26 protein-coding genes, 1 pseudogene and 1 other annotated feature are annotated in these 24,690 nt (G+C 31.1%); of the genes and pseudogenes, 9 read left to right on the plus strand and 18 right to left on the minus strand.

Translation table 11 applies throughout. The features are described from left to right. Window positions 1-225: 225 nt before the first annotated feature. The 3 genes from ACYUJ6_RS11420 to ACYUJ6_RS11430 are packed head-to-tail and all read left to right on the plus strand — an operon-like array spanning window position 226 to window position 3,752. Window positions 226-1,422, plus strand: a complete 1,197-nt coding sequence (locus ACYUJ6_RS11420) for a methyltransferase domain-containing protein (RefSeq protein ID WP_461842909.1) — start codon at window positions 226-228, stop codon at window positions 1,420-1,422. 23 nt (window positions 1,423-1,445) lie between these two features. Next, complete coding sequence (locus tag ACYUJ6_RS11425) at window positions 1,446-2,621, plus strand: DegT/DnrJ/EryC1/StrS family aminotransferase (protein WP_461842910.1); 1,176 nt, start codon at window positions 1,446-1,448, stop codon at window positions 2,619-2,621. A 6-nt stretch (window positions 2,622-2,627) separates the two neighbouring features. Continuing rightward, on the plus strand, window positions 2,628-3,752 hold the full coding sequence (locus ACYUJ6_RS11430; protein WP_461842911.1) for a DegT/DnrJ/EryC1/StrS family aminotransferase: 1,125 nt from the start codon (window positions 2,628-2,630) through the stop codon (window positions 3,750-3,752). 67 nt (window positions 3,753-3,819) lie between these two features. On the opposite strand, the gene ACYUJ6_RS11435 is transcribed toward ACYUJ6_RS11430, so the two are convergent. The 6 genes from ACYUJ6_RS11435 to mobA all read right to left on the minus strand — a co-directional run bounded on the left by ACYUJ6_RS11435 (window position 3,820) and on the right by mobA (window position 8,425). Next, complete coding sequence (locus ACYUJ6_RS11435; RefSeq protein WP_461845495.1) at window positions 3,820-4,641, minus strand: alpha/beta hydrolase family protein; 822 nt, start codon at window positions 4,639-4,641, stop codon at window positions 3,820-3,822. Between the two features lies 1 nt (window position 4,642). After that, window positions 4,643-5,341, minus strand: coding sequence for an arginase (locus tag ACYUJ6_RS11440; RefSeq protein ID WP_461842912.1), 699 nt, complete (start codon window positions 5,339-5,341; stop codon window positions 4,643-4,645). A gap of 66 nt (window positions 5,342-5,407) precedes the next feature. Then, entirely contained in the window at window positions 5,408-6,526 is a 1,119-nt protein-coding gene (locus ACYUJ6_RS11445; protein WP_461842913.1) for a D-glucuronyl C5-epimerase family protein, read from the minus strand. Window positions 6,527-6,796: 270 nt separating this feature from the next. Next, window positions 6,797-6,955, minus strand: coding sequence for a hypothetical protein (locus ACYUJ6_RS11450; protein ID WP_461842914.1), 159 nt, complete (start codon window positions 6,953-6,955; stop codon window positions 6,797-6,799). Between the two features lie 266 nt (window positions 6,956-7,221). Next, window positions 7,222-7,782, minus strand: coding sequence for a hypothetical protein (locus ACYUJ6_RS11455; protein WP_461842915.1), 561 nt, complete (start codon window positions 7,780-7,782; stop codon window positions 7,222-7,224). Between the two features lie 16 nt (window positions 7,783-7,798). Next, window positions 7,799-8,425, minus strand: a complete 627-nt coding sequence (mobA, locus tag ACYUJ6_RS11460; RefSeq protein ID WP_461842916.1) for a molybdenum cofactor guanylyltransferase — start codon at window positions 8,423-8,425, stop codon at window positions 7,799-7,801. A 719-nt stretch (window positions 8,426-9,144) separates the two neighbouring features. On the opposite strand from mobA, the gene mobB reads away from it, so the two are divergent. Then, window positions 9,145-9,687 (plus strand): molybdopterin-guanine dinucleotide biosynthesis protein B, encoded by a 543-nt coding sequence (gene mobB, locus ACYUJ6_RS11465; protein WP_461842917.1) that lies wholly within the window; start codon window positions 9,145-9,147, stop codon window positions 9,685-9,687. Window positions 9,688-10,024: 337 nt separating this feature from the next. On the opposite strand, the gene ACYUJ6_RS11470 is transcribed toward mobB, so the two are convergent. Further along, window positions 10,025-11,311 (minus strand): Na+/H+ antiporter NhaC family protein, encoded by a 1,287-nt coding sequence (locus ACYUJ6_RS11470; protein ID WP_461842918.1) that lies wholly within the window; start codon window positions 11,309-11,311, stop codon window positions 10,025-10,027. Between the two features lie 329 nt (window positions 11,312-11,640). Between ACYUJ6_RS11470 and ACYUJ6_RS11475 the strand changes: the two genes are divergently transcribed. After that, complete coding sequence (locus ACYUJ6_RS11475; protein ID WP_461842919.1) at window positions 11,641-11,823, plus strand: hypothetical protein; 183 nt, start codon at window positions 11,641-11,643, stop codon at window positions 11,821-11,823. Between the two features lie 376 nt (window positions 11,824-12,199). Here the strand turns inward: ACYUJ6_RS11475 and megL are convergent, their stop codons facing one another. Beyond that, window positions 12,200-13,402, minus strand: a complete 1,203-nt coding sequence (gene megL / locus ACYUJ6_RS11480) for a methionine gamma-lyase (protein ID WP_461842920.1) — start codon at window positions 13,400-13,402, stop codon at window positions 12,200-12,202. Between the two features lie 194 nt (window positions 13,403-13,596). Next, window positions 13,597-15,168, minus strand: coding sequence for a sigma 54-interacting transcriptional regulator (locus tag ACYUJ6_RS11485; protein WP_461842921.1), 1,572 nt, complete (start codon window positions 15,166-15,168; stop codon window positions 13,597-13,599). A gap of 329 nt (window positions 15,169-15,497) precedes the next feature. Here ACYUJ6_RS11485 and ACYUJ6_RS11490 point away from each other — a divergent pair. After that, window positions 15,498-16,238: pseudogene (locus ACYUJ6_RS11490) on the plus strand (IS256 family transposase); the annotation flags it as partial. Here the strand turns inward: ACYUJ6_RS11490 and ACYUJ6_RS11495 are convergent. The 3 genes from ACYUJ6_RS11495 to ACYUJ6_RS11505 all read right to left on the minus strand — a co-directional run bounded on the left by ACYUJ6_RS11495 (window position 16,237) and on the right by ACYUJ6_RS11505 (window position 17,116). Continuing rightward, on the minus strand, window positions 16,237-16,500 hold the full coding sequence (locus tag ACYUJ6_RS11495) for a Txe/YoeB family addiction module toxin (RefSeq protein WP_461842922.1): 264 nt from the start codon (window positions 16,498-16,500) through the stop codon (window positions 16,237-16,239). The pseudogene ACYUJ6_RS11490 and the gene ACYUJ6_RS11495 overlap by 2 nt on opposite strands. Then, complete coding sequence (locus ACYUJ6_RS11500) at window positions 16,485-16,742, minus strand: type II toxin-antitoxin system Phd/YefM family antitoxin (protein WP_461842923.1); 258 nt, start codon at window positions 16,740-16,742, stop codon at window positions 16,485-16,487. Before ACYUJ6_RS11500 ends, ACYUJ6_RS11495 begins: the two co-directional genes overlap by 16 nt. A gap of 86 nt (window positions 16,743-16,828) precedes the next feature. Then, entirely contained in the window at window positions 16,829-17,116 is a 288-nt protein-coding gene (locus ACYUJ6_RS11505; protein ID WP_461845497.1) for a transposase, read from the minus strand. Between ACYUJ6_RS11505 and ACYUJ6_RS11510 the strand changes: the two genes are divergently transcribed. After that, window positions 17,013-17,243, plus strand: coding sequence for a hypothetical protein (locus ACYUJ6_RS11510; protein WP_461842924.1), 231 nt, complete (start codon window positions 17,013-17,015; stop codon window positions 17,241-17,243). The genes ACYUJ6_RS11505 and ACYUJ6_RS11510 overlap by 104 nt on opposite strands. Here the strand turns inward: ACYUJ6_RS11510 and ACYUJ6_RS11515 are convergent. The 6 genes from ACYUJ6_RS11515 to ACYUJ6_RS11540 form a co-directional block, all read right to left on the minus strand. After that, a complete protein-coding gene (locus ACYUJ6_RS11515; RefSeq protein ID WP_461842925.1) occupies window positions 17,237-17,371 on the minus strand; it encodes a hypothetical protein in 135 nt (44 codons plus the stop codon). The two genes, ACYUJ6_RS11510 and ACYUJ6_RS11515, sit on opposite strands and share 7 nt — an antisense overlap. 67 nt (window positions 17,372-17,438) lie before the next feature. Beyond that, a complete protein-coding gene (locus tag ACYUJ6_RS11520) occupies window positions 17,439-17,687 on the minus strand; it encodes an IS110 family transposase (protein ID WP_461842926.1) in 249 nt (82 codons plus the stop codon). A 720-nt stretch (window positions 17,688-18,407) separates the two neighbouring features. Then, the gene (locus ACYUJ6_RS11525) at window positions 18,408-19,703 is read right to left on the minus strand and encodes a LysM peptidoglycan-binding domain-containing protein (RefSeq protein WP_461842927.1); all 1,296 of its coding nucleotides are present in this window, start codon (window positions 19,701-19,703) and stop codon (window positions 18,408-18,410) included. A 69-nt stretch (window positions 19,704-19,772) separates the two neighbouring features. Beyond that, the gene (locus tag ACYUJ6_RS11530) at window positions 19,773-20,684 is read right to left on the minus strand and encodes a PLP-dependent cysteine synthase family protein (protein WP_461842928.1); all 912 of its coding nucleotides are present in this window, start codon (window positions 20,682-20,684) and stop codon (window positions 19,773-19,775) included. Window positions 20,685-20,729: 45 nt separating this feature from the next. Beyond that, window positions 20,730-21,872: a trans-sulfuration enzyme family protein gene (locus ACYUJ6_RS11535; RefSeq protein WP_461842929.1), complete on the minus strand. Its 1,143-nt coding sequence runs from the start codon at window positions 21,870-21,872 to the stop codon at window positions 20,730-20,732. 2 nt (window positions 21,873-21,874) lie between these two features. Beyond that, window positions 21,875-22,510, minus strand: a complete 636-nt coding sequence (locus tag ACYUJ6_RS11540; protein ID WP_461842930.1) for a class I SAM-dependent methyltransferase — start codon at window positions 22,508-22,510, stop codon at window positions 21,875-21,877. 154 nt (window positions 22,511-22,664) lie between these two features. Continuing rightward, window positions 22,665-22,915 (minus strand) — a binding site (T-box leader). 325 nt (window positions 22,916-23,240) lie between these two features. On the opposite strand from ACYUJ6_RS11540, the gene ACYUJ6_RS11545 reads away from it, so the two are divergent. Together ACYUJ6_RS11545 and ACYUJ6_RS11550 are read left to right on the plus strand one after the other, a co-directional pair. Further along, window positions 23,241-23,732, plus strand: coding sequence for a sigma-70 family RNA polymerase sigma factor (locus ACYUJ6_RS11545; protein ID WP_461845498.1), 492 nt, complete (start codon window positions 23,241-23,243; stop codon window positions 23,730-23,732). After that, complete coding sequence (locus tag ACYUJ6_RS11550) at window positions 23,722-24,648, plus strand: DUF4367 domain-containing protein (protein WP_461842931.1); 927 nt, start codon at window positions 23,722-23,724, stop codon at window positions 24,646-24,648. The genes ACYUJ6_RS11545 and ACYUJ6_RS11550 overlap by 11 nt, the downstream gene beginning before the upstream one ends. Window positions 24,649-24,690 lie beyond the last annotated feature (42 nt).

Genomic DNA, 24,690 nt, shown 5'->3' on the forward strand with positions numbered 1-24,690 from the left:
TTAAATCTTACTTATTTTTTATAAAGTATATGTTTTTTTACTTCCTAAGGTAAGCACCAAGCAAAAAATAATGCTCTAAAAACATTAACTAAAAATTTATTTTAAATTTTTTTGACGAATTTTTGACGAATTATTTTGCAATCCCATATAAATAAATATAAAATAAAGTATTGACCCTTACCTTACGTAATGTGATACAATAATTTAGGTAGAGGTGATATTGTTATGTCTGACCCAAAACCTAATTTAGTTACTATAGGTAATTTTGCCAAAAAATCTGGTGTTACTTTAAGAACTCTACGGTATTATGATAAAATAGGACTTTTAAAACCTTGTTCTTATAATCAATCCGGGCATAGGTTGTACAATTTAGAGGACTTTGGTAAATTGCAAAAAATACTGACACTTAAATTTATAGGACTTTCCCTTCAGGATATTTCCAGAATAATGAATTATGATGTAAATCATAATGATTTAAAGAAATCTCTTGAAATACAAAAAGAAATAATGAAAGGAAAAATATATCATATTGAAACTGTAATAAAGTCTATAGAAGAAGCTGTCCATATGCTAAACCATAATAGAGAATTAAATTGGAATAAGTTTATAAATATAATAAATGCAATAAACATAGATCAAAAATGGATAGAACAATATGAAAATGCCTCTAATTTAAAAGCAAGAATAAGAATGCATGAACTTTTCAGTACCAACAAGCAGGGCTGGATGAGCTGGTTTTTCAATCAATTAACCCTTCCAGACAAGGCTCGTATATTGGAACTGGGCTGTGGAGACGGTGAACTATGGGCAAAAAATTCAGATAAGATTCCAAGGGGATGGGATATAACCCTTACTGATTTTTCCCCTGGAATGTTGGAAGATGCTAAAAAAAATCTCAGTTTAAAAAGATTTACATTTAAATTGGTAGACGTACAGGATATTCCTTACAGCAAAAACAGTTTTGATGTAATAATTGCCAACCATATGCTCTATCATGTGGCTGACAAGGATAAGGCTTTTTCAGAAATCTATAGGGTTTTAAAACCCAATGGATATTTTTATGCCTCTACAGTTGGGAAAAATCACATGAAAGAAATGAGAGATATTGTTAAAAAATTTAATTCCCAGGGTATAACAACAGACAGCTGGAATCTTACAGAAAATTTTCAGCTTGAAAACGGACTTGCTGAAGTTTCAAAGTGGTTTAAAGATGTAACTTTAAAAAGGTATAGTGATAATTTAAAAGTAACCTCTTCTGAACCTCTTATAGATTATATATTTTCAATGCCAGGCAATACTAAAAATACACTTGACGAAACCAAGATTCAAAATCTTAAAAATTTTTTGCAGTCTGAGATAAACAAAAATGGATATATTTATATAACAAAAGATACTGGCTTTTTTAAGGGTATAAAAGATTAAAATATAGAAAGGATTTGATATTTATGAATAAAAAAATTCCCTTTTCTCCTCCAGATATTACTGAAGCTGAAATCAATGCAGTAGTAAATGTTCTAAGATCCGGCTGGATAACTTCCGGACCAAAAACTGCTGAATTTGGAGAAAAGATAGCTGAATATTGTGGTACAAATCATGCCATAGCATTGGCAAATGCCACTGCAGGTCTTGAAATTCTGCTTCAGGTATTCCATATAAAAAGCGGAGACGATGTGATAACCACTCCTTATACTTATACTTCTACTGCCAGTGCATCTATTCACCGCGGAATACTGCCTACTTTTGTAGATGTAAAAAAGGATGATTTTCTAATTGATCCGGATAAATTATATGATGCTATAAAACCAAATACAAAGGCCATATATTCTGTGGATTTTGCAGGAGTACCTGTTGATTATGATGCCATTCATGAGGTTTTAAAGGCTAAAAATCGTAAAGATATACTTCTGGTATCTGACTCCGCCCATGCCTTTGGTGCAGCCTACAAGGGTAAGAAGGTAGGAAGTCAGGTTGACGCCCATGTATTTTCCTTTCATGCTGTAAAGAATTTAACTACAGCTGAAGGTGGTGCGGTAACTTTTAACAATAACCATTTATTTGGTAAAAAGGATCTTTTAAAAGATTTAAAATTAATGTCCCTTAATGGTCAATCCAAGGATGCCCTTTCAAAAACACAGGCAGGTGCATGGAAATATGATGTATTATTCACTGGAGCCAAATGCAATATGACTGATATAAATGCAGCAATAGGTCTGGTACAGCTTTCCAGATACGAAAATATGTTGAAAAAGCGTAAGACAATATTTGATATATACACCAATGCATTAAAAGGCAAAGATTGGGCCATAATTCCTTTTGAAAAAAATGATGATAAAGTAACCTCCTATCATTTATATCCACTTAGATTAAGGGGTTTTAAGGAAGAAAAGAGGAATGAAGTCATAAGAACTCTGGCAGAAAAGAATATTGCAACCAATGTACATTTTACACCTCTTCCAATGTTTACAGCATATAAAAAACTTGGATATTCCATAAATGATTATCCAAATGCATATTCACAATATGTCAATGAGATAACTCTTCCTCTCTATTCAACTCTTTTACCGGAAGACGCTGAATATGTGGCACAGGAACTTATAAAAGCTGTAGAGAAAGTGAGGTAATATATAATGGAAGTTAAATTTTTTACCCCTACAAGGGAATATTCTGAAAAGAAAGATGAATTTGATAAGGCAATACAATCTGTTATAAACAGCGGAAGTTTTATAATGGGAAAAGAAGTTACAGACTTTGAAGATGCCATAAAAAAATATACAGGAGCCAAATATGCAATTTCTGTAGCTTCAGGTACAGATGCACTGATTATAACTTCTGATATACTGGGATTTAAAGATAAAAAAGAAGTGATAACTTCACCCTTTACTTTTCTTGCATCTGCTTCCTGTATAGCTAGGCATAATGCAAAACCTGTCTTTGTAGACATAGATGAAACTACCTTTAATATAGATGCCAATAAAATCGAGGAAAAAATAAACCCCAATACGGCAGGTATACTCCCTATACATTTATTCTGCCAGATGTCAGACATGGATAAAATAATGGATTTGGCTTCTAAAAACAATTTACGTGTACTTGAAGATGCCGCAGAAGCTTTTGGCATGAGATGGAAAGGAGACAATGGTATTGTATATAAACATTCCGGTACCATTGGTGATATGGGCATATTCTCCTTTTTCCCCACTAAAACACTAGGCGGTTATGGTGATGGAGGAATGATAGTTACAAATGATGCCAAACTGGCAGAAATGGCAAAAATGTTTAGAGTTCATGGGGCCTCTAAAAAATATCATTATGATTATCTGGGTTATAATTCAAGACTTGACACCATACAGGCTGCTGTATTGTCAGTTAAATTAAAGCATTTAGATAAATCTATAGAAAAAAGATTGAAGGTCTCAAATTGGTATAAAGAAAGACTTAATGACTGTGAATATGTAAAAATACCTGGAATAAAGGGAGAACAAAAATCAGTATACTATGTATTTAACATATTGGCAGAAAGCAGGGATGAACTGGCAGCATATTTAAAACAAAATAATGTGGGTACCAGTATATATTATCCAATTCCGCTTCATCTTCAAAAATGTTTTAATTATTTAGGATACAAAGAAGGGGATTTTCCTGTAGCTGAAAAAGTGTCAAAGGAAATACTTGCACTTCCAATATATCCTGAAATAACAGAAGATGAAGTTGACTTTGTGTGCACTGCCATAAAGAATTTTTACAAAAAATAATCTATCGGTTTACAATATAACCATATTCTTTACTTCCAGTGATCCTGGGAGTAAAGAATAAATAAACCTAATATAATATATGTTTTTTGGTAAAACAAACTATTTTTTGCACAAGCTGCTGATAATAAAATGGACTTGAATAACAGTGATCTGCTCCCGTAATAAATTGCAGCAAGGCTTTGTTTCCCAATAATCTTTCAATTTTTTTAGAATACAGCGGCGGCACTGACTCATCATCTGTACCATGAAGTATGAGTACATTTCCATTTATATTTTTTAAGCAATTAAAAAAGTTATAGTCAGATGCATCCTCTATAGCCTTTTTATCAAGTTCATTATTTTCAAAATTTATATATCCCTTATTTAAAAATTCATACAGCCTGTCTCCTTTTATTTCATTGATAAATATATCATACATATTAAATGCAGGGCTTATAAGTATAGAATTTTTAATCATATCCGAATAATTAGATGCAGTTATTACGGCAATTGCCCCACCCATGCTAAATCCTAAAATGTTCATATTTGTTTTATCTATATAATCAAGGGAACTGGAAAATTTCAGTATCACACTACAATCCTCAGCTTCTTCAGATATAGTTACATATTTAAAATCCCCATCGCTTTCACCGCTGCCGGCAAAATCAAATCTAATAGAAGCCACTCCCAGTTTTTCTAAAATTCTAGCTATTTTCACAAACATAAAATTATGGCCAACTTTATTTCCCATAAACCCATGGCAAAAAATTATACACGGTACCTTACCCTCTATTTCAGGTCTGTTTATAATTCCTCTTAGAGTTCTATTTTTTTTATTTTTTACTTCAAAGTTTTCAACCATATTATTAACCCTCCTATGGCTTTCCCTCTTTTTAATTTTTGAAATTATATTAAAGTGTTATATATATCTTATCAGAAAGAGTAAGACCTTCAGGATTCCAGTTCCGCTTAGGACATTTTACTACTTTATAGGGCATATTCAAATCTTTTATAAATTCATAGAATTTACAGTCCAGCCAAGGCGGAGTCCAGCTTCCCGATCTGCATATATGGATATAATCAATAGCTGTTTTATCTTTAAGATCTTCTATTTGAGGATATTTTACATTAAAAATCTGATTTATTTCCTTAAATTCATCTTTGCTTTCATGAGTATAAGGACTGTAAACTATACTAGCCTTATTTACCACCTCATTCTTCAACAGCTTTCCAAGCCAGTTAGCACAGTTCAATTCAAAATCAAGTGATTTAATTCCTCCATATCCCAGATCAGAGTGAGCATCAAAATTTATTACTTCACCACGATTACTATTTTCTTCTATATAATAGGAAAATTTATGTGAATCAGATACATATACTTTAGCCTTCTTTTTTATGATAAAATGCTCTTTGATTACATTCCAGAATCCTATCAGTTCTCTTCCCGTTTTAACTGATTTTTCTATATTAATTCCCTTTTTTTTGTCTTCAAAATATCTTCTATACCACATAATAACATTATTTCTTCTATTCTCAATATAGGAACCATACCAGCTCTCTTTTATTGGAATAAAATAATCCCAATCAATACTCAGAAGATTTTTTTTCATAAAAACACACCTCTTTTATTACTATAATTTTAAACCACCCTGAGTAATTTTTAAAGTATGTTAAAATCACTTCTTAACATATGAAATCCACATATCTCTCATGTTTTTGAAATATTCTTCTTTTGTTATATCATAAAGTACATTCATCTGTTCTATATGGACTGCATGATAGAAGTCAGAACTGCTGGGCACTGAACTTTTTACCATATAGTTCAAATCGTAAGATGTGAAATTTCCCATATCATAATAGGGCAATATATATTTCAAAGTTTCAAGTCCTTTATTCCAGTATCTTTTAGCTGTATTAGAATAATGCATATTTCCCAGGCAACGTACACTGCTCCAATCATAAAGGCCCATTAAAGTAAATATATGCCCATTCAATGTATAAGTGGATGTGGAATTTATATACTGCTGAAAAAATATTTTATTTTTAAGTCTTTTATCCAAGGTGCCTAAATTATCCATTACCCCCCCCTCTGAAATTGGTGTTAAAAGATATCTCAATACCTTCTGGCCTGATTTTACATATTTATGATCTTCAGTTATATGATAAGCTCTGGCAAATACACTTAAAGCTTGACCCTGTGACATACTGGAGGCCCATCCTTCATTTAAACACTCATAATGATTGTATTTAAATTCATACCTTAAAGACCCGTCCTCTTTTATACTCTTTATCAAAAAATCTACTATATTTAAAAATTTATCTTTATTATCTTGTCCATCCATATATTTATCATACAGATGAAGTGCGTACTGACATATAGTAACTGCATTATAATAAAATTTTTCATCATATTTTACCATAGGTATTCCATTTTTATCAAATTTAAAACTTGGAGATTGTATATAAACCCAGTCCTGTTGATGATTGAAATATTTTTTAAAGGGGCTGTATTCCCCATATAAAATATAACTGCACTTATTATTTTTATAATAACTTCTCCCGTCTTCGGCAATATGTACATACTCAGGTAAAAAGGAGTAATTTTTTAAAACCGGTAGCTTTTCTTCTGCCAGCAGTTTACACACTTTAGCTTCATTTACAACATATATTGGCAAATGCGGATTGGATAAAATCATATTATATCCCTCTATTGCCTCCGTATATTTTTTATTACACTGCAGCCGGCGGCTTCTTTTTAATATGTTCTTTCCTTCTTCTTTAGAAGGTTCACCCACTTTGAGAAGCTTCTGCACCTCTATTAAAAGATCCTGTAACACTAATTAAAATAATAAGCATACTTATTATTCTTATAAATATATTTTTCTTCAATTTTATATTTTCTCCCCTTTTATAGTTTTTAATTGCTGCTTTAAAAATGACAACTTTTAATATTATTTTCTAATGTATAAAAATATATTCGAATTTTCGTGTAAAATAAAAAAGCACTCCTCCTTATGAAAGAGTACTTTTCTCTCTTTACCATCCTATTTACCTGTTCTTGACATCTATGAACTTATTTTCTCACAGTATTTTTGAGTTATTTTATTTATTGTTTTCCTGTTAGGGCAACCGTAGCAGCACATATTCGTTATAATTTTTTCACGTTCCATAATAGCTGACAATTTGCACACATCACATGTTTTAGGATATTTCTTTTTCTCCACTGCACTTCCTCCAATTAAATAAATTATTATTAAAACGTATACTATTATTTAGTTATTTCCATTTTATGCATTATCTAAACATATGTGTAATTATTTAACTTAAAAAATCTGTTTAGATAGATCACCAGCATTATAATTGGATACACATATAGAACCTTGAGCTTTTGTCAGAATTAGATCCAAATCATTATTCTTAAGTTATTGAGCTAATTTCCATATTCACAATTCATTAATTTCAGTTGAATATAAGGATAAGAATTTCTAAACTATTTTTTTATTATAATATCTATTTTCTTTAGTATTTCTTGAAAATTTTCATTGAAATTGTTTTCTATAATTATGTCAGCTTGATCTATGACATCACTTGCCGATTTCTTTATTCGGCAATTTCCAGAATTTTTTATCATAATAAAAACACCTGGATTAACAACAGTTCTCAAGCTATTTGATTCACATACTATAATATTATTTTCAGGTATTTGGGCAATAAATACTCCAAATCCTTCACATATATTACCTTCCAATGTTTTTAGCCAGTAAACCTTATCCGCTCCTGCAGCTAACAGCAAGGAAGTATCTTTATTATTGGATGCGTCCAGCTCCTCCGTTATTTGAAAATTTTCCTTTAAGCTTGAACACACCCCGCAACCTTCTCCTCCATGTATGCATTTTTTATTTTTGTCATGAATAGTTGTTACTTTTAATCCTACTACTGGTCTAATTAATTTATACTTGCTTATTATTGAACTTGAAAGAGTAGTTTTACCACTGTTTCTAGCAGTTGAGCCAATCAAAATCATATTGGGTACATTATACTTCCTGATCACAGCTTTATTCACCTCATTATAAATTATTAGTCTGCCGTCCTGGAAAGTTATTTATTGTAGAAATGTATCTATCCAAATCTTCTTTAGTATTTATGTTTAGAAACATATCCCAGTTTGGACTGTACCTTCTCGCTTCCTGCTCTTCTATATAGAGAGTATTAACCTTATTGGTTAAACAAACTATAGCCCTATGATTTTCCAAAAGAAGCTTTTCTATATATTTTATTAAACTTCTAGAATAAAAAGCATTAAAATGCTCCAGCCTGTCTCCTACTCTAGTTATACACGCATCTACATCTAATTCTCTTATTTTTTCCTTCATATATCTTATATAATCAACGTTTATATTTGGCATATCACAAGCTACAAAATATACATACTTGCTGTTGCTTTTCTTAAGTCCAATATGAATACCGCTCAATGGTCCCTTTTGTTTTATTTCATCACAGACTATGCTGTAGTAACTTCCTGTATACTGTTCTGGTTTATTTGTAACTACAATAATATCATCAAATTCCTTTTTTAGTTTGTCAATCATAATTTTCAGCAATCTTTTTTCATTTATCTTCATAAATTGTTTATCAAATCCCATCCGTGAGCTTCTTCCGCCCGCTAATATCACTGCCGTTTTAAACTTTTCCATAGTTCCTCTCTTCTTTTAAAAATTTTATTACAATTATACTGTCCTAATCGTTTTCAGAAATTAATAAGCATTTATTAATATAATATATCATAATCAATATCTATAATCAATTTCAAATTATCATATAATTAGTTTAAAAACAGAATAGTAAAAATAAGATCTATTCTAATTTTAGATACATAGCATTATTACAGGCCTGAACTGGTTCCCTAAAATGATGACCTGGCTTCTGCACTGAAGGGCAGCTTTAACATAAATGTAGCTAAATGCAAAACCGGTTTTCAGCTCCTCTTAAAGCAGAGAGTTGAATCTTATACTATTCAAAAGGCAGCAGAGATTTGCTGCCTTGATGCAGGTAAGATTGAAGAAGCCCTTAATATATATGCACAGAATTCTCCTGCAGGTCTTTGTCCGGGCATTGCGGATGATCAAAGTTCTAATTCAGTACAAGCAGCTATGGCGGCAGTTATTCTGAGTTAAAGGGCAGTCCTGGAAAATGCAACGTAAATATGGATCTTGTATGTGGTGAAAATTAATATATAATTATCTTATGGAAAGTCGGGCAAAACTTGAATCCGCTATAGATATGAGATTCAGAAAGTTCAAGTTTTGCTTATACAATAACATAAAAATAGAATGTATAAGGTAGAGAAAGAAGTAAAAATGATTGATATAGATAATACATTAAATATAATTAATAAAAGCAGGAGATGTTTTAAGTGGAAAATTTATATTCAAAAAATAAAAAAGAAAATATAGCTGTAATTTCCATAATTTCAACTAAATCCGGTATGGGGAAGACTACTTTAGTTGAATCACTAATTAAAGTTTTTAAAAGCAGGAATTACACTGTAGGAACATTAAAATATGATGTTAAAAAATTTGACATAGACAAAGAGGGAAAGGACAGCTATAGATTTAGTCATGCTGGAGCTGATAATGTAATCATTGCATCTTCTAAAAAATTAGCTATGATTCAATCATTAAAAGAGGAAAAAACTATAGAAGAAATTATTACTCTTTTTGGTAATTTAGATATTATATTGATTGAGGGATTTAAAAATAATATTTATCCTAAAATAGAAGTTCATAGAAAAGGCATAGACAATAATTTGCTTTGTAAAAATTCTCACTATGGGACATCTAACTTTATAGCTGTGGCTAGTGATGAAAATTTAGATGTAAATATTCCTATTTTAAATTTAAATGATTCAGTTTCTATAGCAGATTTTATAGAGGACAGCCTAATTAATAAGAAGTAGAGCTTTTAAATTTCTCCTCAAATTTGGTTAATAATATTATACTTGATCTAGCTGCAATAATTGATATTTAGTATTTATTTTATTATTTTCATCATTTTTAAAAAAGATATTAACATTAACCAGCCATATTGCAGTTACTGCTACAATCATGGCTGACATAATTATGATTTTTTTCCTTCACGTTACATAAATTAGTATATGGCCTCAGTTATATGAATATTTGGAATTTCAACATTTTTTTAAATCCATTCATCTCTGCACCATCAAAACAATATAGTTTAATCAACAGCTTCCGTAAAGTTTCTATATTAAAGATTCTGTTAAAGGGTATGTACTTTTAAATGCTAGTAGAATTTTTATAATCTTCTAATTTAATACATCCTTTAGCTGGAGTTTTAAACTTTGGTATTCCAAATATTATAGCCAATATTGATGCAACACCTAGAAGGTATGGATAACAAAGATATTTCATTATTAAAAATGGTGAAATTGCTGCGAGACTAGAAGCAACCAAAAGTTGGGCACCATAAGGTATACATCCTTGTACAAAGCAAGCAAAAGTATCTAAAAGACTGGCAGTTTTTCTTCTATCTACATGATATTTCTCAGATAAATCTTTAGCTAGTGAACCAACTATAATTATAGAAACAGTGTTATTAGCAGTACATAAATCTACTAAACTAACTAATATACCGATGCCAAATTCAGCACCTTTCTCGGAATGAATTCTTTTTTGTATCGTATTTAATAAAAAATCTATACCGCCATTGAATTTTATTAATTCACCTATGCCACCGATTAGTATGGATATTATAGATATATCCTCCATACCTGCAATACCTTTTGCACAAAGTTGAAATACTGTAAATACATCAAAAGAACCGTAAATAAGACCTATTATAGCTGCTAATACGATACCTCCAACTAATACTAAGACCACGTTAAAACCCGTTAAAGCTACTACTAGTACAGCTATATAAGGTAATATTTTAATAAATTCATAGTTATAAACTCCTGTATGATTGATTTTCATACCTAAAGTCAAAAATGCATATATAAGTAGTGTTATGACAGCTGCTGGAAATACTATTTTTATATTAGCTTTAAATTTATCTACCATTTCACAGTCTTGAGTTTTTGTAGCAGCTACAGTAGAATTTGATATCATAGATAGTCCATCACCAAACATAGCCCCACTAACAACAGCAGCAACTAAAAATGCAACAGGTAAACCTGTTTTTTGTGCAATTCCAATTGCAATAGGTGTTAATGTTACTATGGTTCCAACGGAGGTTCCAAGTGACATAGATAAAAAAGAACCAATTATAAATATACCAGCTACCATAAAGCTGTGCGGGAAAACAGCTAGTCCCAAGTTTACAGTGGAATCTACAGCTCCCATAGCTTTACTTACTTCCGCAAAAGCACCTGCTAAGATAAAAATCAAACACATAAGTATTATGCTGGAATCTCCAGCACCTTTACAAAATCTTTCAACTTTTAATTCTATAGGTATTTTTTTGTTTTGAAGTATGGCTATGGTAGATGCAATTATTAAAGCTACAACTACTGGCATTTTATAAAAGTCTTTCATTACAATTGAAACACCAAGAAATAGCACCATAAATACAACTAACGGCAGTAGTGCTATAGCATTACCTTTTTTTTATTCATTATTCTGAATACCTCCTTCAACATTTTTATACAAATTTCAATATAATCACCTAAATCTTTTATAATTTCTACAGTTAAAAGGTGTTATCTTCAAGTTTTTTATATCTTCTCTTTTGATGCAATATTTGTGGATTAAACCAAAGTCGATAAGTATACAATCATTCATAGATTTTGCTCCTTCATATTTCATTTTTAGATATGTTATAATATATTCATAAACATAGTAATTAAGCAATTTACACGAGGGACGTTGATTAATCTGATCAAAGAGATCTACCTATGGCAGTAGCTCCGCTTAATGAGGTTAGAAAAGTAATAAGTTATGCTGTAAGCGTAATCCCATCTAATAAGATACTGATGGGCATACCAATGTATGGTTATGATTTGACACCAGGGGGTGAATTTGCAGAGAGCATCGGGCATCAGGAGGCAGTGAACAGGGCAAGAAGATATGGGGCATAAGTAAAATTTGATGAACTGGCTCAATCTCCTTATTTTAACTACGTAGATGAAGAGAGAAGAGAACATGTGGTGTAGTTTGAAGATGACATAAGCATACAGGTAAGGTACAGACTGGTCAGTGAATACGGACTCCGAGGAGTCCGTTACTAGACACTGGCTCAGCCTTTCCCTCATAATTGGTATATATTAGATAACATGTTTCAGATTACAAAAGTTATACCTGCTGAATAAATATAGATTTTTTAAAGTGTAAATGTTAGCCTAAAGTATTAGGTGCTCATTTACACTTATTTAACTATTTAAAATATTACCATAGGTTTTGGTAAATTTTAAATTTTATCATAATTATTTTGAAATTTGGATTATATTATTAAATTTATTTTACTATTAAATCAAGAGCCTGTTTTAAATCATCTATTATATCCTCTGCATTCTCTAGACCAACAGATAATCTTACAAGACCATCACTTATTCCAGCAGCATGTCTTTCTTCTGGTGAATATGGTGAGTGAGTCATAGAAGCAGGATGCTCAATAAGAGTTTCAGCATCTCCTAAACTTACTGCAAGTGTAGCTAATTTTAAATTGTTCATAACTAATGCACCTTCTGCTACACCACCTTTTAATTCAAAGGAAATCATAGCACCTGGAAGTTTCATTTGAGATTTAGCAAGGTCATGATATTCGAAACTTTCAAGACCAGGATAATATACTTTTGAAACAGCAGGATGTGATTCTAAAAATTCAGCAACTTTCATAGCATTTTCACAATGTTTTTCCATTCTTATAGGTAAAGTTTTCATTCCCCTTATAATAAGATATGCATTAAAAGGACTAAGTACTGCACCAGTCATATCTTTTAATCCAAAAAGTTTAACTTGATCTATAAATTCTTTTTTACCAATTGCAAAGCCGGCTATAACATCTCCGTGTCCATTTAAGTATTTAGTTGCAGAATGAACAACTACATCAGCACCTAATTCTAGAGGCTTTTGGATATAAGGAGTACAGAATGTATTGTCTACAAATACAAGACAGTCCTTATTGTTTTCATGAGCTACAGTAGATATTTTTTTAATATCATTAACTTTTAATGTTGGATTTGCTGGAGTTTCAAGATAAACAACCTTTGTGTTTGGTTTTAAAGCTTTTTTTACATTTTCAATTTTTGTTGCATCAACAAATGTTACATCAACACCGAATCTAGTAAGACCATGATTTAAAAGAGAGAAGGTGCATCCATATAAAGTATCTGATGCAACTACATGATCACCAGCTTTAAGTGCAGACCAAAGTGCAGCAGAAATTGCTCCCATACCAGATGCAGCAGCTGCAGCAGCTTCGCCACCTTCTAGTAAAGCTATCTTATCTTCAACTTCTGAACAAGTTGGGTTTCCAAGTCTAGAATATACATATCCGCCTTCTTTTCCGGCAAATCTTCTTCCACCTTGTTCTGCTGAGTCAAATACGAAAGTTGATGTTTGATATATTGGTGTAGCTAGGGAACCATATTGAGTATCACCAACATGACCTCCATGTATTGCTAATGTGTTAAATCCCATTTTTTTTGTATTTTCCATAAAAATTTATCCTCCTAAACATTCTTATTTATACAACATTCATTGAGCAAATTTTATGCCAATTATGTAACACAGTATTTACAATACGATGTAAAGGTTTCCAACCACTTTTTTAAAGCAAGCGTAAAGTTTTATTTACATATGTCAATAAAACTTTACACTTGCTTTAAATTTGCATAGGAATGTAATATAAATTAGTGAAAATTTATTCCGTATTTATTTAATTTATTTATTATGGTAGTATGAGATACTCCAAGAGCTTTTGCAGCTTTTCTACAGCTTTTATGGCTTTGCATAGCAGCAATAAGGGCTTTCTTTTCAGCAGCTGCCACTACATCTTTTAATTTAAAATTAAAGTTATGATTTTCGGAATCCATTTCATGTTTTGTAGTTTTTTGAAAATCCATGATCAAATTTTCTTTTTTAAGAAAAGATACATGACACATATTCATAGCTCTTTCTACAACATTTTTTAATTCACGTATGTTACCAGGCCAGTTGAACTTTACAAGTTCCTCTATAAATCCCATTTCTGCACCTTTTATATTTTTATCCATCTGTTTATTTAAGACTTTTATAAAAAAGCTAACTAACATAGGTATATCTTCAATTCTATCTCTAAGACTAGGAATATATATAGGTATTACATTTAGTCTATAATATAAATCTTCTCTAAAAGTATTTTTTTTAATCATATCTTCTAAATTTCTATTAGTTGCTGCAATTATTCTTACATTTACTTTTTCTTCTACCGTACTACCTATTTTTCTTATAGTGCCTTCCTGTAAAACTCTTAAAAGCTTTGATTGAAGAGGAAGCGATAGTTCTCCTATTTCATCCAAAAATAAAGTACCATTATCTGCTGCTTTAAATAAACCGTCTTTACCGTTTTCTGTTGCACCAGTAAAACTTCCTTTCACATATCCAAAAAGTTCACTTTCTATAAGATTATCTGGAAGAGCAGCACAATTTATAGCTATAAAACTTTTATCTGTTCTTGAGCTTAATTTATGTATAGCCCTTGCAAATAGTTCCTTGCCTGTACCACTTTCACCGCGAAGAAGTATAGTTGAATTACTTTTTGCTACAGATATACATATTTTTTTAGTCTTTACAATAGAAGAACTATTGCCTATAATATCTTTAAATACAAATTCTTCTTTTGAAGTAATGACATTTGACATTTCTATGGCCTCATCAATGTCTTTAAGTGAGGCAACAGCAGCTATGGTTTTTCCTTTATCATCTTTTACAGGACGTCCTGAAGTAATATAGTGAAAACTATCTTTAACATTTTTTGTAAGTACTTCAACATTGTCATAATTTTTACCAGTTTTTAAAAGGTTAATAATAGGTCCATCGAAGCCTAAAAGTTCCTTTATATTTTTCCCAACTATTTTTTCTCTTTCTGTATGGAATATTTTTTCACAATAATTATTGAAGAGTTCTACTTCCCCACTATGGTTTATGGCTAGTATACCATCTTGTACAGCATCTATAATAGCACGAAGTCGCCTTTCATTTTTTTCATAAGAAAGTAATTCAACTTCTCGAACTTTTAAAACACCATTTATATTAAGTAGATTTTCAATGATATTTGATTCTTTTTCTTCTTCTTGTAAAGTTTCTACCTTTATATATACTTTGTTTGGAAAAACTTCGAGAGAATGAATACTGATGTTATTTTCATAAAGTTTCTTTAAAATATCTAAAACCATTCCTATTCGATCACGTGAGATTATTTCAAGTCTTAAGTAAGTTTTCATAAATATCACTTTCCTTTTTAATATAATAGTGAATTGATTATAGAATAATATCTACATAATTTTATATTTAAAATAGCAATCGTTTCAAGTAAAAATGAAGTTCTATATAGTAATTGCCTCAAGTTGTTACATTTTAACTAGCAAATTTGTTTAAAACGTTTACACGGTTTTTATTAGTTAGCTTATTTTGCTAAAATTAAAGCTATTACAATTTTTAAATACTTTGGCATAATAAATGCTATTACTAAAAAACTGTATTTAAGAAAACCAACAGCAAATTGAAATGAATGCTTGATGAATATTATGGTGCAATGGGTTCATCAGCAATTATGACTACCCGGGATATAACCGAACAAATAAAAAATCTCTATGATGTTGAACTATCTGCTGAAATGGTCTCTAATATAACAAATAGGATTGTACCTGTAGTTACAGAGTGGCAAAACAGGCCTCTTGAGAAAACATATTCCTTTATATTTATGGACGCAGTGCACTATAAAGTACGGGAAGATAAGCAAATTATTGTCAAAGCTGCGTATGTTGTACTGGGTGTAAATATGGATGGTGAAAAAGAAGTTCTCGGCATATGGATAGGGGCAAATGAAAGCAGCAAATTCTGGCTTTCAGTGCTTAATGATCTTAAAAACAGGGGAGTTAAAGATGTCCTCGTATTCTGTGTTGATGGACTCAATGGATTCAAAGAAGCAATAAGTGCAGTATATCCTTTTGCTAAGATTCAGAGATGTATAGTTCACCAGTTAAGATCCAGTATGAAATACATACCTCATAGACATAAAAAAGAATTTGCCAAAGATTTAAAGTCTGTTTATGGGGCAGTGAATGAAGATACTGCCCTTGAAAACCTGATGACTGCTAAAGAAAAGTGGGATAACAAGTATCCAAACGCCATAAAAAGCTGGGAGGACAACTGGGATAATCTCGTAACTTTCTTCATGTTTCCCGATTATATTGGAAGAATCATGTATACTACAAATGCAATAGAGAGTCTAAATAGTCAATTTAGGAAAGTAACTAAAACAAAGCTTATATTTCCAAATGATGAAAGCCTTATTCGTAATGTGTCCACATTCTTATGATTTTTATTATATTTTCTTCTTCTAAAACATCATATATTAATCTATGCTGTATATTAATTCTTCTAGAATAAAGTCCTCTTAAATCACCTACTAATTTTTCATACCTAGGTGGATTTTGATAAGGATTTTTTATCATTATTTTTAGTAAACCCTTAGCCTTTTTATCTAATCCACAAGCTTCCAGCTTTTTAGCATCTTTTGCTGCCTGCTTAGTGAAAACTATTTTAAATTCCATCCTATATCCTCTAATGTTTTACAATCTCCAATAGGCTCTTTTTTACCTTCAAGTATACTTTCTTTCATACCAGGTATAGAAACAAGATTCAACGTTTCCTGTATAGCCTCCCAATCTTTCATACTAATCATTATCACATCACCATTTTTACTTGTTATTTGTACTGGCTCGGAGCTTACTATCGTCTGATTTATAATGTTATATATATCATTTCTAGCAGCAGTAACATTAACAGTTTTCATAATACCACCTCTTTATTTTTATTATAGCGTACGTTTTTACGAATGTCCATACACTTCTATTTATTATGTGGATTAAAGCTTCATTATTACTTCTTATGGTAGTAATAATTGTATTCTCTATTGAATCGTAAAATACTGCCTGCAGTTTCGAGAATATAGTATCTTAAATATTTATTACCTGTTTTAGTTAAATACGTATCCTCAGCTGTAAAGTTACCTGATTGCTTTTTTCTCCAGGTAAGTCCTAAATATTTGGCAAGGCTTGCCTGATTGTTAAATTTAGTTATATCACCAATTTCTGCTGTAATTCCGGCTGCAAAAACAGGACCTATGCCATATATAGAACAAAGACATTCAAATTCATGTGTCTGCAGTGCCTTGACTGCTCTTTCAATTGCTTTGTCAAAAGTTGTAGCCTCTTTTTCTAAAGCTTTTATGCAGTTAAATAATGCGGCAATTGCAGCATTAAGTGGGTTATATAAAGATTTATCAAGTCAATGAGAGTCACGTGCCGCCCTTTTTAGAATTTTGGCGGTAGCCATTGGATCTTTGAATCTATTTTTACTTTTGTCAACTAGAAAATCAACTAATTGGTTTATATCAGTGTTTGCAATTTCTTCTGTTGACATAAATTCCATCAAACTGCTGAAGATGCAGCACCAAATTTATTTGAGAAAGACCGGTTGATCTTATCCATTACAGCCAGTTCACTGAATTTGAGAAAATATTTGAGAGAATATATGATTTTTCTCTACTGATATTTTCTATGATGTGAAGTCTGCATCTAGTGAGTCTCTGTAATGCAATATATTGGCTGCCTTTCCATGGTGCCGTTGTTATTTTTCCTACTCTTGCAAAATCTGAAATAACCATAGCATCCTTCGGATCAGTTTTGTCAATATCAATAAAAGTTTTCTTATAATTAGTTATAACCTTTGGATTCATGCAATAGACCTTCGGTTTAAACCACAATAATTCCTCTAAAAAAATAAAAGATAAGTTGCATGAAGTATACAGTTACTATGAGAATAATTTTAATGCACTTGCAAGGTATCAGGACAGGAAGGATGTCACCCGCTTGACCTACTGCAGTACGAACTTATTATAAAATTGGAACCCGTATCCGATGAAGCCATATCAGAGATTTTAGACAACATTTTTATACCGCTTATACATGCAATCCAGTGATAGCAAAATCTTTGACAAATGCATGATTGGTAAAACAAATCGATACCATAAAAACATAACAACGGTGTTTGCAAGCTGTTTTTCGAATATTTTAGGTACAACATCACGATTTCAATACGAAGAATACAATGAATTTATTAAGTCTAAGGCCGTTAATAGAGCCTACAAATTTACTTATCTCCTAGCGTACAAAAATAAAATAATTCTAAGGGGTTTGGCTTCTTAATGTATATTTTTTACAAAAATCTGACCATACCCCATAAATCCTATTATGCAACAGCCTATAATCGAATTACAACACTTTGTTTATCTCCTACATATAAATTATCAAACTTTTTAATGGGGCAATGGGGCATCCATGCCATATACCAAAAGTAAATGTTATAACTTGATATATGATATTTATAAAAATATAAAGAAAAAAGGCATAGCTGCCTTTTTTCTTTATTGTACTTTTTCCATTAAAAAACTTTATATTCATTCAGCAGGTATAACCTTTGTTATGTGAAACATATTATCTAATATATACCAATTCTGAGGGAAAGGCTGAGCCAGTGTCCAGTAACTCACTCCTCGGAGTCCATATTCGCTGACCAGTCTGTACTTTGCCTGTATACTTCTGGCATCTTCAAACCAAACTACATGTTCTCTTCTCTCTTCATCTACGTAGTTGAAATAAGGGGATTGAGCCAGTTCATCAAATTTTATTTCTGCCCCATATCTCCTTGCCCTGTCCACTGCCTCCTGATGTCCGATGCTCTCTGCAAATTCACCCCCTGGTGTATAAGGTAATGTCCAATCATAACCATACATTGGTATGCCCATCAGTATCTTATTAGGCGGAATTACGCTTACAGCATAACTTATTACTCTTCTAACCTCATTAAGAGGGGCGACGGCCATAGGAGGACCTCCCGACCACCCCCATTCGTAAGTCATTATTATAACAAAGTCCACTATTCTTCCATGAGCGGCATAATCATGAGCTCCATGCCATGCACCAGATGTTACATCATATGTTTTAGGTGCCAGTGCAGTTCCAACTACATATCCTAAAGGATGAGCCTTTGATACTAATTTCTCAAGAAAATTATTATAATTTTCTCTGTCCGAAGGTGGGATTCTCTCAAAATCTATCACAACTCCGTAATATCCCTTTTCATCCATAGTTTTAATTATATTGTTTATCAAAGTATCCTGAAGATTTTTATTGTTTAATATAGTGGATATTAAATCAGTATCAAAATTTGCTCCTGATATATTTGTCACTGATAGCAATGGTGCAATTCTATTGCTTCTTCCCACCTCAATTATTGTTTCATCTCTAAGAGAAGTCAGTCCGCCTTCTATGGTAACATGATGGCTAAAAGGGGTTACATAGGTTAAATAAAGACCTACATTATTTATGATAACTCTCTCCCGCTCAGCCGTAGAAGGCTGTATAAATCCATTGGTTTCAATAACTCCATAATTTTTTGCCTGTTCAGGTATTCTTATTATCATACCAGGATAAATAGCTGCAGGATTTACAATATTATTTAGCTGAACTATACTATCTACAGAAACTCCAAATCTTTGAGATATGGACCATATAGAATCACCTGGCCTAACCCTGTATGATCTTTCTGTTGTAGGGATTACAAGGGATTGACCTATCACTAAACTTTCCTGTGGATTAAGATCATTGGCATCTATTATACTGTTTGGAGTAACACCAAATCTTTGAGCTATAGACCATATAGAATCACCTGAACGAACTACATATACATTCAAATATGGTACTCCTTTTTACTTACTATCATTAACCATTATATTCAAAAATTATATTTTTGTTCTAAAAAATTAATTATAAATATTTTTGCTAAAATATCTGTCCCCTCTATCTGGAAATACGGTTATTATATTCCCAGCTTTTATAACCTCTGCTAATTTCATTGCTCCTGCCATAGCAGCGCCTGAAGAGGATCCTACTATCAGACCTTCTCTTTTGGCCAATTGTTTTACCATATTAAAAGCTTCCTCATCACTTACTTTTATGATTTTATCAACTAAGTTCATATCCATGGTATGAGGAATGAAATTATTGCCTATACCTTCAATATCATAGTGGCTTTCAACCCCACCGCCTAAAGTAGAACCTTCGGGATCCACTAACACTGATTTCATATCCTTTATTTTTTCTTTTAAATATTTTGAAACTCCTGTAAAAGTTCCACCACTGCCTGCTCCTGCTACAAGGTAATCAATTTGCCCCTCCATACCCAAATATATTTCAGGACCTGTAGTTAGATAATGAGCTTGCGGATTATCATCATTTTCAAATTGTTTTAATGAAATTGAGTTTGGTATGCTTTCAAGAAGCTCCTGTGCCTTTTCTATAGCACCAAGCATACCTTTATCTTCAGGAGTGTTTATTATTTCTGCACCAAGTGCTTTCATAAGTGTTTGTTTTTCAGAGGAAAATTTCATTGGAACTACAAATATAACTTTATAACCTTTGTTAAGTGCCCCCAATGCAACCCCTAATCCAGTATTACCTGCAGTTGGTTCTATTATAGTATATCCTTTCTTTAAGATTCCTTTTTCTTCTGCAATTTCTATCATATACACTCCAATTCTGTCTTTTATACTACCTCCAGGATTGAAATTTTCCAACTTGGCAAATATGCTTACTCCTTCTTTTATATCAAAATTATTTAACTTTAATATTGGAGTATTGCCTACCATTTCTTTTATATCGTTATAATACATCATATTATTAATCCTCCACCAAATTTCACATTTTGAAAATTCACTGTATTATTTGGCAAATTTCAATGCATTTTTCAAATCCTCTACTAAATCCCTTTTATTTTCAATCCCCACTGACAATCTAATTAGGCCGTCAACTATTCCTATTTCTTGCCTTATATCATAGGGCACTGCCGCATGAGTCATTGTAGCTGGATGGGATATTAAAGACTCTACTCCACCTAAACTTTCTCCTAATATTATAAGTTTTAATCCTTTAAAAAACTTATTTATATCTATATAATCCTTTAAAACAAAGGAAATAATTGCACCATATCCATTAGCCTGCTTTTTTTGAATTTCATGTCCTGGATGGGTTTCAAATCCTGGATAATAAACTTTTTCTACTAAACTATTTTCCTTTAAAAAATCAGCTACATATTCAGCATTTTCATTGTGCCTATCCATCCTAACCGATAATGTTTTTATTCCTCTTATTAAAAGCCAGCTATCAAAAGGATTCAATATTCCACCTGTTGAATTTTGAATAAAGTGAACCCTTTCCCCCAGTTCTTCATTGTTTACCACCAAAAAACCAGCAATTAGATCACTATGGCCGCCTAAGTATTTGGTAGCACTGTGAATTACTATATCTGCCCCTAATTTTATAGGCTTTTGCAGATAAGGTGTCATAAAAGTATTATCTACAATAGTCAATACCTTGTTTTTTCTCGCTATTTCACTTACTTTAGATATATCCGTTATAGACATAAGAGGATTGGTAGGTGTTTCAATAAATATTGCTTTTACATCTTCAGTAATACTATCCCTTACTTTTTGCAAATCACTGGTATCTACTAATTCATAATTTATATTAAAATTTTTAAATACTTTATCTATAACCCTGAAAGTCCCTCCATATACATTATTGGAAAGTATTATTTTATCTCCGCTTTTGAAAAGCATCAAGGCTGCCGATATAGCTGCCAACCCGGAAGCAAAAGCAAAGCCTCTATATCCCTCTTCCAAATCTGCAATTAATTTTTCCACTGCATCTCTAGTTGGATTTCCTGTTCTTGAATATTCATAACCGCTGTTTTTTCCAAGTGCTTCTTGTTTGTACGTAGAAGTCTGATATATAGGTACACTGACTGCACCTGTTTTTTCGTCTCCGTCTATTCCTCCATGTATTAGCAATGATTCGATTTTCATAATTATTGTTCTCCCTTCTTAATTCCTTTTGCTATAAATATTCCAGGTTCCGTATGCTCACCCTTGCTTGAATACCCATTACATTTCAATTTTGTGTTTTCAAAACTTATATCACTAAATCCTGCCTTGCTGAACCAATCAGTTATTTGTTCCTTAGAAAATCCCAGCCACTCATCATGCATTTCAGTTCTTGCCCATTCTCCATTATGCTCTTTTACATCTGATACAATAAATGCTCCATCTTTTTTCAAAATTCTATAGGCCTCTTTTACCGCTTTTTCTGCATCCGCCACATGATGAAGGGCCATATTTATATAAACCGCATCAATTGATTCATCAAATAGTGGAAGATCTGTTATTGACCCTTTTATAGGATATATATTCTTTATTTTCTTATCCAGACATTCATCATGCAATTGTTTTAACATATTTCTAGAATTGTCCAAAGAAAATACTAAATTTGCATTTTTCGATAAAGCCAAGGAAATAAATCCTGTCCCGCATCCCAGATCCACACATATTTTATTTTCTGTGTTAAATTTAGAAAGTACAATATATTTTAGTTTATCTTCAAAATATTCTTCTCTTATTACATTCCATTTGTTTGCAATGGAATCAAAATATGATACTGAATTCATAATTAACTCCTCCATAAATACTAAATTAATTTTATATAAAATCATATTTTAGTATTTTTAAATTTCTTTATATCCCAGTAAAGGTATTTCTGGCAGTTACTTATATTACTTTTCAAATTCCGGAATTTTGAAAAATAAAAAACCCCTGCCTCAATACAGAGGCAGAAGGTTACTTCCGCGGTTCCACTCTGTTTATATCATATAAAATATAATCATATGATAAAACTCTTTTATTGGTACAATCATACCTCAACGTTTTAACGGACGTTTCCGCTGAAATCTACTATTGTTCAATTCAGTACTCCAAGATGCAATTCAATTACCTCTAGTTAAAGTTTCCTTACACCCAGGGGAAACTCTCTCTTATAACTTTGTGTAACCTACTCTTCTTATCATCGTAATTCTTAGTAATTTACTATGAAATAAATTTACATTATTATAATACTATATAAATTTATTTTAATCAAGTGTAAATTATAAGATTCCAATTTAATTAACCATAAATATCTTTTTTATTTTAATTTTATTATATACCTGTTTTTATAAATTGCTACTAAAACTTTATATTTGCTTAAATATACTTTTATAAAAAATCAGATACTTTACAATTTGGACTTACTATTTTAAAATAAATTATGTGCTTTTATATTTGAAACATAAAATATATGTATTTCGTCTAATTTATAGGAAGGAGAATGCTTTGAATACAGAAACGGAACTTGAAAGATTAATGAACTGCTACGGAAATGATGTTTTAAGAATTGCTTATATTTATCTTAAAGACTTGCATTTAGCTGAAGACGTTTTTCAGGATGTATTTATTAAAGTCTATAAAAATTTTCATAAATTTAATGGCAAATGCAGCGAAAAAACCTGGATACTGACCATAACCATAAATACTTGCAAAGATGTACTCAGAAGCTCATGGATAAAGAAAGTTTTCAAATTTGACGACATAGAATATGAATCTTTTAGTGAAGCCAAAAATTCAATAGATGATAGGGTAATTAAAAACATAGAATATGAAGACTTGTTAAAAAAAGTTATGGACTTACAAAAAAAATATAAAGAAATTATACTCTTGTATTACTATCAAGGTTTGTCCACCTCTGAAATAGGCAAAGTTCTAAGAATACCTGAAGGTACTGTAAGAAGCAGACTTTATAGAGCAAGAGAATTATTAAAATATAATATAGGCGGTAGTATTGAATATGAAGGATGATATTAATAATTTAAAGGAAATAGTAAATTCAGTTCTGGAGGATATTCACGTAACTGAAGAATTAAAAAATAAAACTTTTATCAAATGTAAAAATAGAAACTTAAAGCCTTTATTTATTAAAAGTTTATCTGCAGCAGCAATAACATTTGCTCTATTAGGATATTATTATTACTTCCATGCTAAAAATAATACGGTAGCAGAAAATTCTATTAAAACTTTAAACAAATTCATAAAAATGCCAATTCATAATAATTATACTCTTTTACCATCTAAAAAAATTAATATAACTAATACTGACAGTAAAATTTATCCAGATAAAAAAACTGCAAATTCTAAATCCACTTTCAATACAAAAGACATTTATAATTCAAGTTCTGTAAATACTAGTAATCCTCCAGTTTTCATATCCCCCAATAAGAATGAAGTTAAAAATACAAATATAGAATTCAAAAATGAAGATTCCATAATAAATAATAAAGTAAATAAAGAAAATGATACTTCAAATATAACCATTTCTCCATCATTAAATGGAAAAATGATGGAATCAAATTTAAAATTCTCAAATATACTGGATTTAGCTACTATACAAAATTATTTTGGAAACAACGTTTCTTTACCTTCATATATTCCTGAAGGCTTCAAATTAGCCAGTATGATTGTTCCGCAAAATTCAGAAAAAGGGAAAAGCATAAATATAGAATATACCAATACTGATAGTAAATATTTTAACCTAATTCAAAATAAAAAACCTTCTCCTGATATTTCTGGTGAAAAGGTACCCATTAATGAAATTACAGGTTATATATCTACAGAGGACATTATAAAAATAACATGGATAAAAAATAACATCCAATATACCCTATATGGAAATATTTCCAAAGATTCTATAATATCTATAGCAAAGTCTATTAATTAATCATTATTGCCTTAGGTATTTTATAATTTTAGTACAATAATT

The sequence above is a fragment of the Clostridium sp. JNZ X4-2 genome, assembly GCF_054889485.1.